Genomic DNA, 17,143 nt, shown 5'->3' with positions numbered 1-17,143 from the left:
ACTATTCTTTATTAAAACATTAACGGAATGTATCAAGTAAACTTGAGCAAAACGGGAAATCAAAATACTTTACAAACAATAAATAAACTCAGTTTTTCTTCTTTCTTAAATGAAGTCCTTTATAATTTCTTAAAAAACCAAACTAAACACAGTTCCTTCGTCTTCTTTACTATTTACGAGTATTTTACCTTTATGTAATAACATAATCTGTTTACATAAACTAAGACCGATACCACTACCCGTAGACTTACTTGTAAAAAATGGAATAAAGATACTCTCCATAATATCTTGTGGAATTCCAGAACCATTATCATACACTTTAATAACAATATTCCTATTTGGTTTTTGCTCTGCAATTACTCTTATTTGTGGCTCCTCTCTATGTTTACATGCATCTACCGCATTTACAATTAGATTTATTAGCACTTGCTCTATGAGATAGCTATCAATATTTAATTCTAATTTTGGTGGTGTTACTTTAAAATCTATATGAATGTTTTTTACATCCAATGAAGGTTGCATCAATAACTTTATGGTGTCAAATAGTTCTACCACCATTTTCTTCTCCAAGCTCAAATGCGTTACTTTACTAAGACTACGATAGGTTTTAGCAAACTTTAGTAGCCCTTCACTCCTATTCTGAATGGTTTTGATACCTGCATTGATGTCTTGTAATTCTAGTGGATATTCCTCTGGATTATCTAATGTTAGCTGTAAATGTGTTTGCAATGTATCCGCTAATGACGAAATCGGAGCAATAGAATTCATAATTTCATGAGTCATCACACTCAATAACTTTTTCCAAGCTTCTGATTCATTTCTATTTAAAGTATCATCAATGTTCTGGAGTACAATTAGCTTAAACGGATCATCCTTTACCTGAAAAACAGTATCAGAAATGAGAACTTTTATCTTTTCATTCTGTACGGCTATAGAAATCGAATTGGGTTCTCTGTGATAGGTTTCAAAAATAGCATCATACAATTCTGGTTTTCTACCTTCTACAAAGCGAATATTTTTAAACGATGGGAAATCAAGCGTTTCTCTAAAAGAATCATTGGACCATAAAACATCTCCTGTATCCAGATTATACGCAATAATTCCTATGTCCACCATTTCTAATATTTTTTGGAGATACACATATTGCGCTTCGTTCTTGGAATTGATTTCTTTAATGGTACGATTTACTTCATTAAAACCTCTATATAAAAATCGAATATCTTTAGGGCCTCTATCTTCTGGAAACCATCGTGAAAAGTCTCTATATTTAACGGCCTCAAAAAAATCATCCATTACTACGAATCGACGTTTCACAAAAACATAGGTGGTGTAACCGAAATAAACAATTACAAAACTTACTATAGTTCCGATACTAGTATACCCTTTATCAAAAGCGTATACGACACCTAAGATAAGCGCTACCAAAACTAAAATCCTTAAAAAAAGGCGAGTGATATAACCGTTATAATTCATATTTGTCTAACCTTCTGTATAACGCTGCTCTTGTGATTCCTAATTCTTTTGCCGATTTAGAAACATTTCCTTTATTCTTCTCCAGAACTGTAAGAATTGCATTTTTCTCTATACTATCCAAGTTCATTGTAGTTGTCGATGAAGTCTTGGTCGTTTGGCGTTCGATAGTTGAAAACACCAAATCTTCAGGTTTCAAAACATTTCCATCTGTCATAATTACCGCTCTTTCTAAAACATATTGTAACTCTCTAACATTACCTGGGAAATCGTGTTTTTTTAATTTAGATATAAATCCAGAATCCAATGAAAACTGTGCTTTATTATATTTATCAGCATAGATAGCAATAAAGTGTTTTGCTAATAATGTAATATCAGTTCCTCTATCGCGTAAGGGTGGCATAACGATATCCACCGTATTTATTCTATAAATCAGATCTTTTCTAAACTTTTGCTCATCTGCCAGTACTTTGGGCTCCAGGTTTGTGGCACATATCAGCCGGATATCGATCGGTATTTCCTGATTAGAACCTAAAGGAGTTACCAATCTGTTTTGTAATACCGTTAATAATCGTACCTGCTGTCCTAAGGTGATATTCCCTATTTCATCTAAAAATAAAGTCCCTCCGTTGGCAGCTTCAAACCTTCCTGTCCTATCCTCTTTCGCATCTGTAAAAGCTCCTTTTTTATATCCAAACAATTCACTTTCGAAAAGAGAAGAAGTAAGTGCACCAACATCTACTTTTACAAATGGCTTATTTCTTCTATTAGAATTGTCATGTAATGCTCTTGCGATTAAATCTTTACCAGTACCATTCTCACCTAGAATCAAAACATTGGCATCGGTTGGAGCTACTTTTTTAAGCTTTAAGAAAACATCTTTTATCGCGTCGCTTTCTCCAATGATAGTACTCGTAGAAAGTGTTTGAGGATTTTTATTAGTTGTATTAGACTTTCGGGCTTTTAATAATAAACTAATAGTATTTATTATTTTTTCATTCTTCCATGGTTTTACCAAAAAGTCCGAAGCTCCTTCTTTTAGCGCTCTTATCGCCAAATCAATATCAGCATACGCCGTAATTAAGACTACATCGGTATCAGGTCTAGATTTTTTAATTTCATTTAACCAAAATATCCCTTCATTACCTGTATTTACCAAACCATTGAAGTTCATATCCAAGATAATAATATCAAAGCTCTTCTTGTCTATCTGAGCACCGATATTACTTGGATTTTTTTCAATAATTACCTCCTTTACCAAAGGCTTTAATAAAAGACGCAATGCAGTTAATACATCTACATCATCATCTATAACTAAAATCGTAGCTTCCTTTAATACCATTGATACAATATTACAATATTATCCTGATGTCGTAAAAATTATAAAAACAAAATATTTTGGGATTGCTAAATGTACTATTTCCGAACAGAAAGTGTATCAAAACCGAACACTTTTATTTTTACCAAAAAATATTAATAACTGATAATCAGTAACTTAATTTTTTGGCATCATCTTGACTATCTAAAGATTGTAATTAAAAAATCAATCAATGGACGTTCCAATTCAAAAAAAGAAATTTTCTAAATCACGTATAGCGATGGTAATAGGTGGTTTATTAGTAGTAGCACTCATCATCTTTGTCTTTTCTCAATCTCTGGGAGGATCTAAATTAAATGTAGAAAAAGAGCGTATTGCTATCAGTACTATTAAAAAAGATGTGTTTCAGGAAAACATTCCTGTAAACGGAATTGTCCTACCCATTACAACAATCTATTTAGATGCATTAGAAGGCGGAAGAGTTGAAGAAAAATATGTTGAAGATGGAGCAATTATGAAAAAAGGAGAACCGATTCTAAGATTATCAAATACAGACTTAGAGTTAAGTCTGATCAATCAAGAAACGTCGGTATATAATCTACTTACTCAGATGCAAATTTCGCAAAATGCAGCAAGACAAAATACGATTAATCGTCGTAATCAATTTACGGATGTAGAAAATAGCCTTATTGAGGCAAAACGCGTGTATGAATTAAATAAAAGACTATACGATAAAGGAGCTGTAGGACGACAAGAGTATGAATCCTCTGAGAACAATTACAAATACCAGCAAGAAAGAATGCAGTTAGCCAAACAAGTATTAAGCCAGGATTCTATCTCTACTAAACTAGAATTAAATCAAGCACAAAGCTCTTATACCAGAACTCAAAATGCTTTAGAATTAATGCGAAAAAAAGTAGGAGATCTTGTCGTTCGCGCGCCAGTAGATGGCCAATTGACTTCTTTAGATGCAGAAATCGGACAATCTAAAAATAAAGGAGAGCGATTAGGTCAGATAGATGTTCTAAGTGGATATAAGGTGAGAGTTGACATCGACGAGCATTACATCTCCAGAATATACAATGGTCAAAAAGGAACATTTAGTTTTAATAACAAAATGTACACCCTAGTGATCAAGAAAGTATTCACTCAAGTAAATAATGGTCGTTTCCAAGTAGATATGCAATTCGAAGGTGATGTTCCTGAAGGAATCAGAAGAGGACAAAATCTGCAAATACGTGTAGCGCTTAGCGCAGAAAAACAAGCCCTGTTAATCCCTAAAGGTGGATTTTTCCAAAAAACAGGCGGAAACTGGGTATATAAAATAAGTGAAAACGGAAATTCAGCATATAAAGTGACCATAAGTTTAGGTAGTCAAAACACTGAATACTATGAAATTATTGATGGATTACTTCCTGGAGATAAGGTAGTAACCTCTAGTTATGACAGTTTTGGAGATACCGAAGAATTAATATTAAAGTAAAAGCAATCAATTAAAAAATAGATCGAAATGATACAAATAACTGATTTAGAAAAGTTTTACAGAACTGAAGAAGTACAAACTATCGCATTAAACAAATTATCCTTTGAAGTAAAGGAAGGTGAATTCGTAGCCATCATGGGACCCTCTGGATGTGGTAAATCAACCTTATTAAACATTCTTGGATTGCTCGATGATCCAGATGGAGGAAGTTTCAAATTCAATGGCGAAGAAGTTGCTGGATATAACGAGCGTAAGCGTTCAGATCTTCGTAAGCACAATGTAGGTTTCGTATTTCAGAGCTTTAACCTTATTGATGAGCTTACCGTTTTTGAAAACGTAGAATTACCTCTTATTTATACTGGTGTAAAACCTGCAGAACGTAAACAACGTGTAGAAGAAGTTTTAGAAAAAATGCAAATCATGCACAGACGTAATCACTTCCCTCAGCAATTATCAGGTGGTCAGCAGCAAAGAGTTGCCGTAGCAAGAGCTGTAGTAAATAATCCAAAATTAATTCTTGCCGATGAACCTACTGGAAACCTAGATAGTACAAATGGTAATGAGGTTATGGATTTATTAATAGAACTTAATGAAGCTGGAACTACCATCATAATGGTAACGCATAGTGAACATGACGCCAAATACAGCCATCGCATTATCCGAATGTTAGATGGTCAGAAAGTAACAGAAAATGTATTAGTATAGAGGTCATTCATAAAATCATCAAAAAAACGAGCAATCATGATTAAGAATTATTTTAAAATAGCGTGGAGAAATCTTTTAAAGAATAAGATCTATTCTTTTATCAATATATCCGGTTTAGCCATAGGAATGGCGGCCACGATACTTATAGGTCTTTGGATACACGACGAGCTTAATCACAATAAGCATTTCGAAAATTATGATACGATTGCTCAAGTATTCCAACATGAATCTTCCAACAACGTGGTAGAAACAGGACCTGCAATTCCGAGACCTTTAGAATTTGCTTTACGAGAAGAACACAATGATAATTTTAAACATATTATTATGTCTTCTTGGGAACAACCAAGGTATATCCGATATGGAAATACCAATATCAATAGACGTGGTTATGCCATGCAAGAAGGTGCTCCGGAAATGCTAAATCTAGAAATCATTGCTGGAGAAAAAAATGGAATCAAAGAAAAAAACTCCATCATGTTATCCGAATCTTGCGCTCAAGCATTATTCGGAGATGACATAAGTATAGCTATTGGAAAAATAGTAAAAATTAATAATCGCGATGATCTTGCGATTACAGCTGTTTTTAAAGACAATCCAGAGAATACTTCTTTTAAGGACATGGATTATTTAGTTCCTTGGAAATACTATGTCACTACACAACCATGGTTAGAGCGTGCCAAAACTGCTTGGGGTAATAATTCATTTCAGTTATTTGTGCAGATCAATGATAACACCACTATGGAAGCAATTACTTCTAAAATCATTGATGTAAAGAAAAATGCCTCTCCAGAAGAAGCAGAATTTAATCCGCAAATATTTCTTTTTCCAATGAAAGATTGGTATTTGAGAAGTGAGTTTGAAAATGGAGTTCAAACAGGAGGACGTATTGAAAACGTTTGGTTATTTGGTATCATCGGAATATTCATTTTATTGCTTGCTTGTATCAATTTCGTAAATCTAAGTACCGCGCGTTCCGAAAAAAGAGCTACTGAAGTTGGGATTAGAAAATCTATTGGTTCACAAAGAGGACAACTTATATTCCAGTTTTTAAGTGAATCATTTTTAATCGTTGTGTTGTCATTCGTTGTAGCAATAACCATTGTACTAATCAGCTTAGGCGGATTTAATAACTTAGCTAGTAAGGAGATTCTTTTTCCTTGGGCTAACCCAATCTTTTGGATCATTTCTATATTATTTATTTTGCTTACAGCATTCCTATCAGGAAGCTATCCTGCACTGTACTTATCTTCATTTAATCCAGTATCGGTATTAAAAGGAACTTTTAAAGCTGGTCGTTTTTCTGCACTTCCAAGAAAAATATTAGTAGTCACACAGTTTACGGTATCTATCGCATTAATCATAGGAACGCTGATTGTTATGAATCAAATTCAACATAGTAAAAACAGACCTACAGGGTATGATAAGGAAGGATTGGTGCAAATGCCTGTAATGAGTAGTGAGTTTATTGGTAAAGCTGATGTGATGCGAGATCAATTCATAGCTTCTGGAGGTGCTATAGAAATGGCAACCACCAGTAGTCCTACAACAGACGTCTGGTCTAATAGAGGTGGATATACTTGGGAAGGTAAACCTGTAGGTTTTCAGGAAAATCTTGCTTATACAGATGTGTCTTATGAGTTTGTAGAAACATTAGGCGCTGAAATTATTGAAGGAAGAGGTTTCTCCAGAGATTTTCCATCCGATTCATCAGCGGTTATTTTAAACAAGACAGCAGTGGCATATATGGGTATCAAAAATCCTATCGGAAAACTAATCAGGCATTCTGATGAAAATGATCCTAACCCACCTCTTAAAATTATTGGTGTAATCGATGATATCATTATGCAATCTCCTTACAGCCCAGTAAAACAATCTATGTATGCTTTTGATCAACACGGAAATGTTTCTTATTGGAACTTAAGACTAAATCCAGAAAATAGTGTTAGGAAAAACTTAGAAATCGTAGAAGGAGTTTTCAAAAAGAATTTCCCTAACGTTCCTTTTGATTATCAGTTCATAGATGAAGAATATGCAAAAAAGTTTAGATCCGAAGAAAGAGTTGCAAGCCTTTCTAAAGTATTTACAGTATTAGCCATCTTTATCAGCCTTTTAGGTTTATTTGGACTTGCTTCGTTCGTTGCAGAACAACGTACAAAGGAAATAGGAATTCGTAAAATATTAGGAGCTTCGATTACGCACTTGTGGATGCAATTATCTAAAGACTTCATCACTTTAGTAATGATTGCGCTTATTATGGCGGCTCCATTAGCATATTACTTTATGAGTCAATGGTTACAAAAATTCCCTTATCGAATCAATATTTCCTATACAACTTTCTTAATTGCTGGTTTAGGTGCATTACTCATCACAATCATTACGGTAAGTATCCAAGCCATACGAACCGCAACTACAAACCCAGCTAATTCATTAAGAACGGAATAAATCATCAATCAAAAAACGAACAGTAATGTTTAGAAATTATCTGAAAATATCCCTAAGAAACTTACAGAAAAACAAAACGCTTTCTCTGTTAAACATGATTGGTCTTAGTATAGGAATATCAAGTGTATTAACACTATTGTTTTCTGTATATGCATACTATAACGCAGATAGTCCAATACCCAATAAAGAGCATATATTTTACGCAAAAACGATTTTAACAGATGGTAATGATTATAATGAAGTCCCCTACCCTTTGCTAGATCGCATACTCAATAGTTCTCCGGATGTTATTGCAGGAACACATTTACACAGTTGGAACACTATGTGGTTAGCATCTAATGGAAAAGATTTTCAAAACAACACAAGTTATGCTGATCCTGAGTTTTTTGAAGTTTTTGATCTTCCTTTGAAATATGGAAATAAAACGACCGCTTTAAAAGAAAAATACTCTATAGTACTTACAGATAAAGTAAGCAAACAGATTTTTGGAGATATCAACCCAGTTGGTAAAACTATCGTTGGAGCGGATACACTCAACTTAAAAGTTACTGGAGTTTTTGAACCTATTAGTCCATATTCGTCTTTTAGATTTGAAGTTTTACTTCCTAATACAATTCTTGAAACAAATGCTTCTTTTATCGCTCAGAATAACTGGGATAATACTTTTTCTCCTACTTATTTTAAAATGAAACCTAATAGTGATCTAACCAAACTTAAAACTAGTATAACGGAATTGATTATCGGAAACCGTACAGAGGGAAGTCCGATTGCCGAAATGAAGATAATACCATTCACAGATTTTCGAACGGATGCTATTCCTGTTGTTGACATTATCATTACCAGTTCCATTGCCGCAGCATTGTTTATTTTACTTATCATATTGGTTAACCTTTTGAATCTAAACACTTCTACTATGCTGAGTCGTACCAAAACAATTGCTGTTAGAAAAGTATTAGGTAGTGATAAGAAAGGGCTCATTTTACAATACTGTATAGAGAATGGTATACTGGTTTTTGTTTCCATTTTAATATCCATGTTGCTGTTCTTTACTATAAATCTTCCTAGATTCAATGATACATTTGGCCCTGAATTTGGAAGAATTTCCTTTAATCTGATCGAAGATTATCCAGTTATTTTAGGGATTATTTTTATTGGAATTATTGCAACTTTAGTGGTGTCTATATTACCTAGTCTCCGTTTTGTAAAAATCCCTGTAACCTTAGGTATTAAAGGAAAGATCCAGCAAGTAAAAAGTAACTTTTTGTTACGTAATTCTTTTATAATTCTTCAATTCACTATTGCTATCCTATGTATAAGCGTTGCGATTATACTTAATAGACAGATAGGTTTTATGAAAAATGCAGATTTAGGTTTTGAACGTGCTAATGTTTTGGTAGGGAATATAGATTTAGATTATAAAAACTTTGATGTTGCTCAATCAAAATTTAATGCACTTTTAAATGAATTGGAGTCTAATCCTTATGTAAAGAGCGTTTCAACGAGTCAAGCAGTACCATCAGAGTATTATTTCAACTATACCACATATTATGATAAAGCAAGTAATAGAGATGTTAGAATACGAAGGTCATACGCAGACGAATCCTATTTTAAAACATTAGGTATCCCAATAACCAAGGGTCGTAATTTTAATAAAAACCTAGATCAGGCTGATGAATATCCAGTTATCATAAATGAAGCAGCGTTAAAAGCTTTTGGGTGGAAAACAATCGATGGAAAAACACTTGGTTCTAAAGGAGAAAATTCAATAAAACAGCCTATAGTAGGTGTCGTAAAAGATTTTCATTATCAAGATTTACAAAATGCTATTGAACCTTTGGTTCATATTTATAGAGATCGAAAAACATTAAACAAACATAGGTTTTTAACGGTACGTGTACAAGAAGGTCATGAAGCCAATATCGAGAAAATGATTACCACCGCATTTGAGAATATTCCTTCGAGAAAAACATATATACAATCGAGATTAACAGATAAAGTTAGTGGTCAATATTTATTAATTGAAGGAATTCTAAAGTCTGTAAGTATTACAGCGATTCTTGCAATTTTTATTTCATGTTTAGGTCTTTTTGGACTCATTTCTTTTTCAGCAAAAAGGAGAGTAAAAGAAATTGGAGTGCGCAAAGTTTTAGGTGCTGGTGTTACCAAAATAGTACTCTTATTATCTAAAGATTACATCTTCCTAGTAGGAATAGCAGCACTTATCGCATTTCCATTAGCATGGTACGCAATGAACTCATGGCTAAATGGTTTCGCCTATAGTATATCAATTAAATGGTGGATGTTTGGATTGGCTGCTGTTATTGCCGTATGCATTACCTCATTTACATTAGGAATAAGAGCTATTAAATCCGCTATGGCAAATCCAATAAATTCATTAAGAACGGAATAAATAATCAATCAACAAACGAACAGTAAACCAACAATCATGATCAGGAATTATTTTAAAATAGCATGGAGAAACCTTTGGAGAAATAAGCTTAATAGTTTTATTAATCTGGTAGGTCTTTCATTAGGTTTAGCTGCCTGTATACTCATTATGATGTATGTTTCTCATGAGAAAAATTATGATCAATTTCATGAGGATGCGCATCGTATTTTTAGTATTGTGGGAAAGTTTAAAATGAGGGATGATGAAATAAGAATGACGAGGCTTAGTGCTTCAGTTTCTTCGCAATTAAAAGAGAATGACCCTAATGTTGAAGATGCATTTCGTTATTACGAATATCATCAATCAATTAATGTAACTCCTAATACCGCTAACAATAAAGTCTTTTCTGAAAACAGATTTGCCGCTGCAGATGCTAATTTATTTTCTTTTTTCTCTTTTGAACTATTGAAAGGCAGTGCTTCTGATGTTCTGAAAGACCCTTTTTCTATTGTACTGTCTCAGGATGTTTCAGAAAAATATTTTGGAAAAGCTAACCCGGTTGGTAAACAAATTAAGATAAAACAGGATAGTACATATAATTTTACCGTGACTGGTGTTATGAAGGATTTTCCAACGAATTCTTCAATTAAAGCGGATGTAATAATTTCTATGTCTAGTTTATCGTTAATGAAAGAGACTAGACCTCTATTAGTATCAGATCGGTTTCAAGGTGGTAGTTTTGCCACCTACCTAAAATTAAATGCAATTAATAAAGCAACAACAGTTGCAAATACAGCTAAAAGACTTGACAGACTTAGTAATAAAGAATCAACTTCTAGTTATACATTAGAGTCACTTGCGAGTATACATGCTCACAAAATTGATACAGGACGTTTTAATTACCTAAATATATTTCCACTAGTTGCTTTCCTAATATTAATTTTAGCACTTACAAACTATATTAGTCTAACAACAGCAAGAGCTGGGACTAGGGCTAAAGAAGTAGGAATTCGTAAAATAAGTGGGGCCAATAGAAATAGCCTCGCTGTACAATTTTACTTAGAATCAGGTATTTTCGTTTGTATTTCTTTTTTAATAGGCATACTTATTAGTATTATTGTCAAAGACCATTTTTTAGAGTTACTTAATATAGAAATTAGTAATACATTTTTCTTCAATGGGTCTTTTATAGTTACTTTAATAAGCTTATTAGTTTTTGCTGTATTTTTTTCTGGAATATATCCGGCTATTGTATTGTCATCTTCTAATCCTATAAAGAGCTTCAAGAATAAACTCGAAAAAAACACAGGTAGTGCAACCGTAAGAAAAGTCTTTACTACACTTCAGTTTACAATTGCGGTATTACTTATCATTTCAGGTATTGTAATGGGTACTCAACTAGATTTTATACATAATAAGGATACAGGTTTACAACGGTCTAATATTATTATGATTCCAGTAGAAACAAGTATTATTAATAATGCTGCAGCCTTCAGAAATGAAATAAAAAAAATTTCAGAAGTAGAACAAACTACTGTGTCAATGAATAAAATGTATGGCGGATATGGTGTTTATTTTACTTCAAAAGAGAATAGTTCAGAGAACTATACCGTTTCTGTATTCAATGTGGATGAACACTTTATAAAAACTCTAGCAGTTTCATGGTATTTAGAACCCGAAGAAAGAACTACATTTTCTGAGGATAAAAAAATTATCATTAACCAAAAAACAATTAGTGATTTAGGATTAAAATCAGACCCACGAGGAACAAAAATAAGTTTTGGAAATCAGTTTTATGAAATTGCAGGAGTAGTAAAAGATTTTAATTATACCTCATTAGAAACTCCAATTAAACCATTAGCCTTTTTTGTGAGTTCAGAAATCGATGCAAGTAAAAACATGATGGGTCTCTTTAGCACTTGTCTGTATATAAAGTATAACAGTAAAGCAAAGTTATCTACTTTACTTACTAAAATTGAAAATACCTATACCAACTTTGATAAAACTACACCATTTAGTTATCAGTTTATGGATGATGCTTTTGATGCGCTTTACAAAGCAGAAGAACGTTTGTCGTTTATCTTTTACATTTTTATAGTGCTAGCTTTAGTAATAGCAAGTTTAGGACTACTAGGTCTGGTAACTTTCGCTTCAGAACAGCGTATTAAAGAAATAGGAATTCGTAAAGTATTAGGTGCGTCTGTTTCTGAAATCCTAGTTCTTCTTTCAAATGATTTTATGGTCTTAGTCCTATTAGCAATAGTTATTGCATCACCCTTGGCATGGTATCTTGCTGATAACTGGCTTAATTATTTTGCTTATAGAATCAATATACCTTGGTGGTCATTTGCAATCGCAGGTGGAGTAGCAATAGTTTTATCAATAGTTACATTGAGTTTTCAGGGGATTAAAGCAGCAATAGCCAATCCTATAGATAGTTTAAAAACAGAATAGACAAAATCAATCTTTCCACCTTGGGTGGATCAAAAACGAATCGTTATGATCAGGAATTATTTTAAAATAGCATGGAGAAACCTTTGGAGAAGAAGAGGTTTTACATTTATTAATATTACGGGCTTATCGATAGGAATGACAGCCAGCTTTCTAATGCTTTTATATGTTAGTTTCGAATTAAGTTATGACAACTTTCATAGTAAAACAGATAATATCTACAGGGTTGTTGCAGATATTAAAACTCCTTCTGATAATATAGAAGCGAATATAACTGCTTGGGCTGTTCCTCCTAATTTAGAGAAGGATTTTCCTGAAATTACATCTGCAGTACGGATAAATGATTTAAATATGATCGTCCGCAAAGATGATCTAAAATTTAAAGAAACCAATGCGATTGCAGCGGATTCCAGTTTTTTCTCGGTTTTTGATTTCGAATTGGTACAAGGAAATCCAAAAGAAGTGCTGAAAAAGCAATTTAGCATTGTATTATCCGAAACTACAGCAAAAAAATACTTTGGAAACCAAAATCCTGTTGGTAAATCGTTAAAAATAACTGAAGAAGGGTTCAACTCTGTAGTAACTGGAGTAATGAAGGATTTCCCTGAAAACTCTCACATCCAAGCGGATATGATACTATCCCTAACCACATTTACACAAAATTTAGACAAAGAATTAGATACCAGATGGGGTAGTTATGATGCAGCAGCCTATGTTTTGGTTAATCCAAATACGAATATAGATCAACTAACTTCTAAATTTCCAGCATTTCTAGAGAAGCATAGTGGAGAATTTATGAAACAAAGTAAAATGTTTGTTACGCTCCACTTAGAACCTCTTAAAACATTATACCTAGAATCTACCAGAGGTGGTACCGGTGGTGGAAGTATGACCAATGTATATATATTTTCTATCATAGCTATTTTTATTCTTCTTATTGCGTCTATCAATTTCATTAACCTTACTACCGCTCGTTCTGTAGAAAGAGCAAAAGAAGTAGGTATCCGAAAAGTAATGGGTGCCGAAAAACAACAATTGTCACTACAATTTATTGGAGAATCGATAATAACTTGTTTGATAGCTTTTTGCATTACAACAGTCTTAACCATGCTAATCCTACCGTTTTTTAATGATATCGCAGGAAAGGTAATTAGCGAAGGCTTGTTTTCTAATTATTCTAATATTTTTAAATTATTTGGAATTTCATTAGCCATAGGAATTTTTGCAGGAATCTACCCTTCCATAGTATTATCCTCTTTTAAACCTATACAAGTACTTAAAGGTAATTTCTCTACTGGTGGCAAAGGTGTTTTGCTTCGAAAAAGTCTTGTAATTATACAATTTACTATTTCGATTATACTTATTACTGGTACGATTATTATCTATAATCAAATGGAATATATGCGTAATCAGGAATTAGGGTTTAACAAGGATCAATTATTAATTCTTGAAGCAGAATCGTCTACATCTCAATTAGCACTAAAGAATGCTATCAGTAATATTTCTGGAGTAAAATTCACAAGTCTAGGTTCTAGTGTACCTGGAGGAGGAAATTCATCAGCTTATTCAGAAATAGAAAATAAATCAGGGGATTTGCAAATAGCAAATCTAGACCTCTATTTTGTTGATCATGATTATATCCCACAGTTTGATCTTGAAATTTTAGCGGGGAGAGCATTTTCTAAAGATTTCGCTTCAGATTCTACAAAAGCGATGATCATTAATGAAGAAACTGTAAAATTACTAGGATATAGTGATCCACAGAATGCTATTGGTGCCAAATTTAAACAATGGGGTCGTGAAGGTCAGGTAATTGGGGTTGTCAAAAATTTCCATTTTAACTCTCTTCATGATCAGATTGGACCTCTAACCATGAGAATGGAGACGAATAGAAATGATTTAATTACTGTAAAGCTAGGTTCTAATAATATGAAACAAACTATTGGTGAAATAGAGAAATTATGGGAGTCATTTTTACCAGAGCAACCTTTTGATTATTACTTTTTGGATGATGCATTCAACGAACAATATGAAAGTGAAGAGCGATTTGGAAATCTGTTTCTGTACTTCGCTAGTTTAGCAATACTAATATCCTGTCTAGGTTTACTGGGACTTGCTGCTTACAGTACATTACAAAGAAAACGAGAAATCGGTATTAGAAAAGTAATCGGAGCTTCGGTATCTGAAATTGTAAATCTTTTATCCAAAGATTTCCTAAAACTTGTAATGATTGCTTTTGCTATTGCTTCTCCTATTGCTTGGTATGTGATGCATAATTGGTTACAAAACTTCGCATTTAGGATTGATATACAATGGTGGATGTTCCTATTATCTGGTGGCTCAGCGATCCTTATAGCCATATTCACTGTTAGCTTTCATGCGGTAAAAGCTTCTCTGTCAAATCCAGTAAACGCACTTAGAACCGAATAAATCATCAATCAAAAAACGAACAATCATGATCAGGAATTATTTTAAAATAGCATGGAGAAGCCTTCAAAAAAACAAACTACAAACTACAATTAATCTGCTAGGGCTTACAGTAGGTACAGTCTGTTGTTTGAGTATATTATTATATGTATTTGCGCAGTTAGGTTATGATGATCATCATAAGGACGCTGAGGCTTTATATAGAGTACGAACAATTATCGATGATCCCAGTTCTGTTCAATTCAATGCTGCATCCAGCGGACCTCCAATCGGTTTTGCCATGAAAGAAGACTTTCCTGAGGTTATAGAAGCGACTCGATTGGTATATATGGGTGAGGGTACAGAAGAACTTATTAGAGCAAGTGATCAGAATGAAGGTTTTTATGAACCAAGAGGTTACCTTGCCGATGCTACTGTTTTTAATATTTTCACGTTTAAGTTTTTAGAAGGAAATCCCGAGACTGCATTAGTGGAACCTAATACCGTCGTACTATCTGCTTCATTAGCTCAAAAACTATTTGGTAATGTGCCTGCCATTAATAAAACTGTATTATCAGGAAGTGGAGAGCAACAATTATCACTAAAAGTAACCGGTGTTTTTGATGATAGTAATCCAGAAAAGTCTCATATCAATCCTAATTATCTGGTTACTATGAATACTCCTGGCCTTGGAGAATTTGTGAGAACAGTACAAAACTTTGCAACACAAAACTTTATTTATACCTATGTAAAGCTAAACTCGTCAGATAATGAGGCCTTAGTGCAAAGTAAACTTCCGGGCTTTTTAAATGCTCGTGGAGCAAAAGATTTTGCTAAATTAAATTTCACAAAACAACTGTTCCTTCAAAAAGTTAGTGATATACACTTACATTCCAAAGGCATATCCAGACAAATCGGACCTATATCAGATATTAGTTATCTATATCTTTTAATCACACTAGCCTTATTTATTCAATTAGTGGCTTGTGTGAATTTTATCAATCTAAGTACGGCGAGAGCCAACAAAAGAGCTAAAGAAATTGGTGTTCGTAAAACTATTGGAGCGGACAAAAAATCACTTATCGGTCAGTTTTTGGGAGAATCTATATTACTTTCTCTTTTTGCTACCTTAGTTAGTATTCCTCTAACGACAATTCTTCTTCCTGTCATAAATATGCTTACCCAAGGTAATGTAGCTTATCTTGATATATTAGATTGGAGAGTATTAACAACGCTACTAGCAGTTGGCATTCTTACAGGATTTGTTGCTGGAATTTATCCTGCACTCATACTTTCCTCTGTAAAACCAACTCGTGTATTAAAAGGATCGGTATCAGCAAACCCTAAAGGCACTTTATTACGCAAAGGATTAGTCGTTTTTCAATTCGTAGTATCGATTGGATTAATTGCTACTGTATATATTATTACCCAGCAAGTTCGATTTGCCCAAAATAGAGATATGGGGTATGAAACTGACAATCTAATTGCGGTTCGTTTAGGTACTCAAGAGGCTTTTGGGCAATATGAAACGCTAAAAACAAATATGAGTACGGTATCGGGTGTAAAATCTGTGTCTGGATGTAATATTTTCCCTTCTCAATTATTAAGAAGTGATGTTGGTGCATATTTACCTAGTGGAGACCCTACAAAACCTAAATTGGTAAAAGTAAATGGTATAAATGCTGACTATTTAAAAACTACTAAAACTAAATTACTTACCGGCCGTCCCCTAAAAAAACAAGATACAACTCAAGTGTTGGTGAATAAAGCTACTATAGATGCTTTTAAGTTAAATATAGAGAATGCGATCGGGCAAAAAATTCTTTTCTCTACTGGTGGTGATGTTACTACTGTAGAAGTAATCGGAGTAACCGAAGACTTTCATTATGCTTCGCTAAAAGAAGAAATCGAACCTTTATTAATGTATGTAGACGATACACCAGATTGGTTATTGATAAAAACAGAAACATCCAATTTCGAGACTATTCTTGGCCAATTAAAAACTGCTTGGAATCAGGTAAATAAAACAACTCCTTTTGTTTATACTTTTGTAGACAAAGAAGCCGAAAAACTTATCGCCGAAGAAAAACGCCTTGCGAATATTTCAGTTGCCTTTACTACACTAGCGATATTGATCAGCTGCCTGGGATTATTTGGATTAATCTCTTTTATGGCAGAACAAAAGAAAAAAGAAATTGGAATTCGAAAGGTACTTGGAGCAAGTGTAAGTACTGTAGTAAAAATGTTGACCAAAGACTTTTTTATTCTAATAATCGTAGCACTAGTCATAGCTACTCCTCTATCCTATTATTTGATGGAGAACTGGTTACAAGATTTCACTTATAGAATATCAATAAGTTGGTGGGTATTCTTATTGGCAGGCATCGTAACTATGGCTATCACGCTTTTAACGGTTAGTATCGAAGCTATGAAAGCAGCTACCGCAAACCCAGTAAATTCATTACGAACAGAATAAATA

At 33.4% G+C, this 17,143-nt stretch carries 9 protein-coding genes; 7 read left to right on the top strand and 2 right to left on the bottom strand.

Going from position 1 to position 17,143, the window contains the following annotated elements:
- Nucleotides 1-129 precede the first annotated feature (129 nt).
- Nucleotides 130-1,473 carry a sensor histidine kinase gene (locus ABD077_RS20715; RefSeq protein WP_343914133.1) on the bottom strand — a complete coding sequence of 448 codons (1,344 nt, stop codon included), beginning with the start codon at nt 1,471-1,473 and terminating at the stop codon, nt 130-132.
- Entirely contained in the window at nt 1,463-2,812 is a 1,350-nt protein-coding gene (locus tag ABD077_RS20710) for a sigma-54-dependent transcriptional regulator (RefSeq protein WP_343914132.1), read from the bottom strand. Before ABD077_RS20710 ends, ABD077_RS20715 begins: the two co-directional genes overlap by 11 nt.
- Nucleotides 2,813-3,020: 208 nt before the next feature.
- Between ABD077_RS20710 and ABD077_RS20705 the strand changes: the two genes are divergently transcribed.
- The 7 genes from ABD077_RS20705 to ABD077_RS20675 are packed head-to-tail and all read left to right on the top strand — an operon-like array spanning nt 3,021 to nt 17,140.
- Entirely contained in the window at nt 3,021-4,271 is a 1,251-nt protein-coding gene (locus ABD077_RS20705) for an efflux RND transporter periplasmic adaptor subunit (protein ID WP_343914131.1), read from the top strand.
- Nucleotides 4,272-4,298: 27 nt separating this feature from the next.
- Nucleotides 4,299-4,976, top strand: a complete 678-nt coding sequence (locus ABD077_RS20700; protein WP_299607386.1) for an ABC transporter ATP-binding protein — start codon at nt 4,299-4,301, stop codon at nt 4,974-4,976.
- A gap of 36 nt (nt 4,977-5,012) precedes the next feature.
- The gene (locus tag ABD077_RS20695) at nt 5,013-7,418 is read left to right on the top strand and encodes an ABC transporter permease (RefSeq protein ID WP_343914130.1); all 2,406 of its coding nucleotides are present in this window, start codon (nt 5,013-5,015) and stop codon (nt 7,416-7,418) included.
- A gap of 25 nt (nt 7,419-7,443) precedes the next feature.
- Nucleotides 7,444-9,828 (top strand): ABC transporter permease, encoded by a 2,385-nt coding sequence (locus ABD077_RS20690; RefSeq protein ID WP_343914129.1) that lies wholly within the window; start codon nt 7,444-7,446, stop codon nt 9,826-9,828.
- A 36-nt stretch (nt 9,829-9,864) separates the two neighbouring features.
- Nucleotides 9,865-12,261: an ABC transporter permease gene (locus ABD077_RS20685; RefSeq protein WP_343914128.1), complete on the top strand. Its 2,397-nt coding sequence runs from the start codon at nt 9,865-9,867 to the stop codon at nt 12,259-12,261.
- Nucleotides 12,262-12,306: 45 nt separating this feature from the next.
- A complete protein-coding gene (locus tag ABD077_RS20680) occupies nt 12,307-14,688 on the top strand; it encodes an ABC transporter permease (protein ID WP_343914127.1) in 2,382 nt (793 codons plus the stop codon).
- 25 nt (nt 14,689-14,713) lie between these two features.
- On the top strand, nt 14,714-17,140 hold the full coding sequence (locus ABD077_RS20675; RefSeq protein WP_343914126.1) for an ABC transporter permease: 2,427 nt from the start codon (nt 14,714-14,716) through the stop codon (nt 17,138-17,140).
- Nucleotides 17,141-17,143: the final 3 nt, after the last annotated feature.

The organism is Aquimarina litoralis (assembly GCF_039523995.1).
Classification (GTDB): Bacteria; Bacteroidota; Bacteroidia; order Flavobacteriales; family Flavobacteriaceae; genus Aquimarina; species Aquimarina litoralis.
Note: the sequence above shows the minus strand (reverse complement) of the source record. Positions and strands in the feature narration are given on the sequence as shown.

Bases quoted from the DNA above. Each gene is read 5' to 3' on its own strand.
- ABD077_RS20715 (WP_343914133.1), bottom strand. From the start codon at position 1,473: ATGAATTATAACGGTTATATCACTCGCCTTTTTTTAAGGATTTTAGTT.
- ABD077_RS20710 (WP_343914132.1), bottom strand. From the start codon at position 2,812: ATGGTATTAAAGGAAGCTACGATTTTAGTTATAGATGATGATGTAGAT.
- ABD077_RS20705 (WP_343914131.1), top strand. From the start codon at position 3,021: ATGGACGTTCCAATTCAAAAAAAGAAATTTTCTAAATCACGTATAGCG.
- ABD077_RS20700 (WP_299607386.1), top strand. From the start codon at position 4,299: ATGATACAAATAACTGATTTAGAAAAGTTTTACAGAACTGAAGAAGTA.
- ABD077_RS20695 (WP_343914130.1), top strand. From the start codon at position 5,013: ATGATTAAGAATTATTTTAAAATAGCGTGGAGAAATCTTTTAAAGAAT.
- ABD077_RS20690 (WP_343914129.1), top strand. From the start codon at position 7,444: ATGTTTAGAAATTATCTGAAAATATCCCTAAGAAACTTACAGAAAAAC.
- ABD077_RS20685 (WP_343914128.1), top strand. From the start codon at position 9,865: ATGATCAGGAATTATTTTAAAATAGCATGGAGAAACCTTTGGAGAAAT.
- ABD077_RS20680 (WP_343914127.1), top strand. From the start codon at position 12,307: ATGATCAGGAATTATTTTAAAATAGCATGGAGAAACCTTTGGAGAAGA.
- ABD077_RS20675 (WP_343914126.1), top strand. From the start codon at position 14,714: ATGATCAGGAATTATTTTAAAATAGCATGGAGAAGCCTTCAAAAAAAC.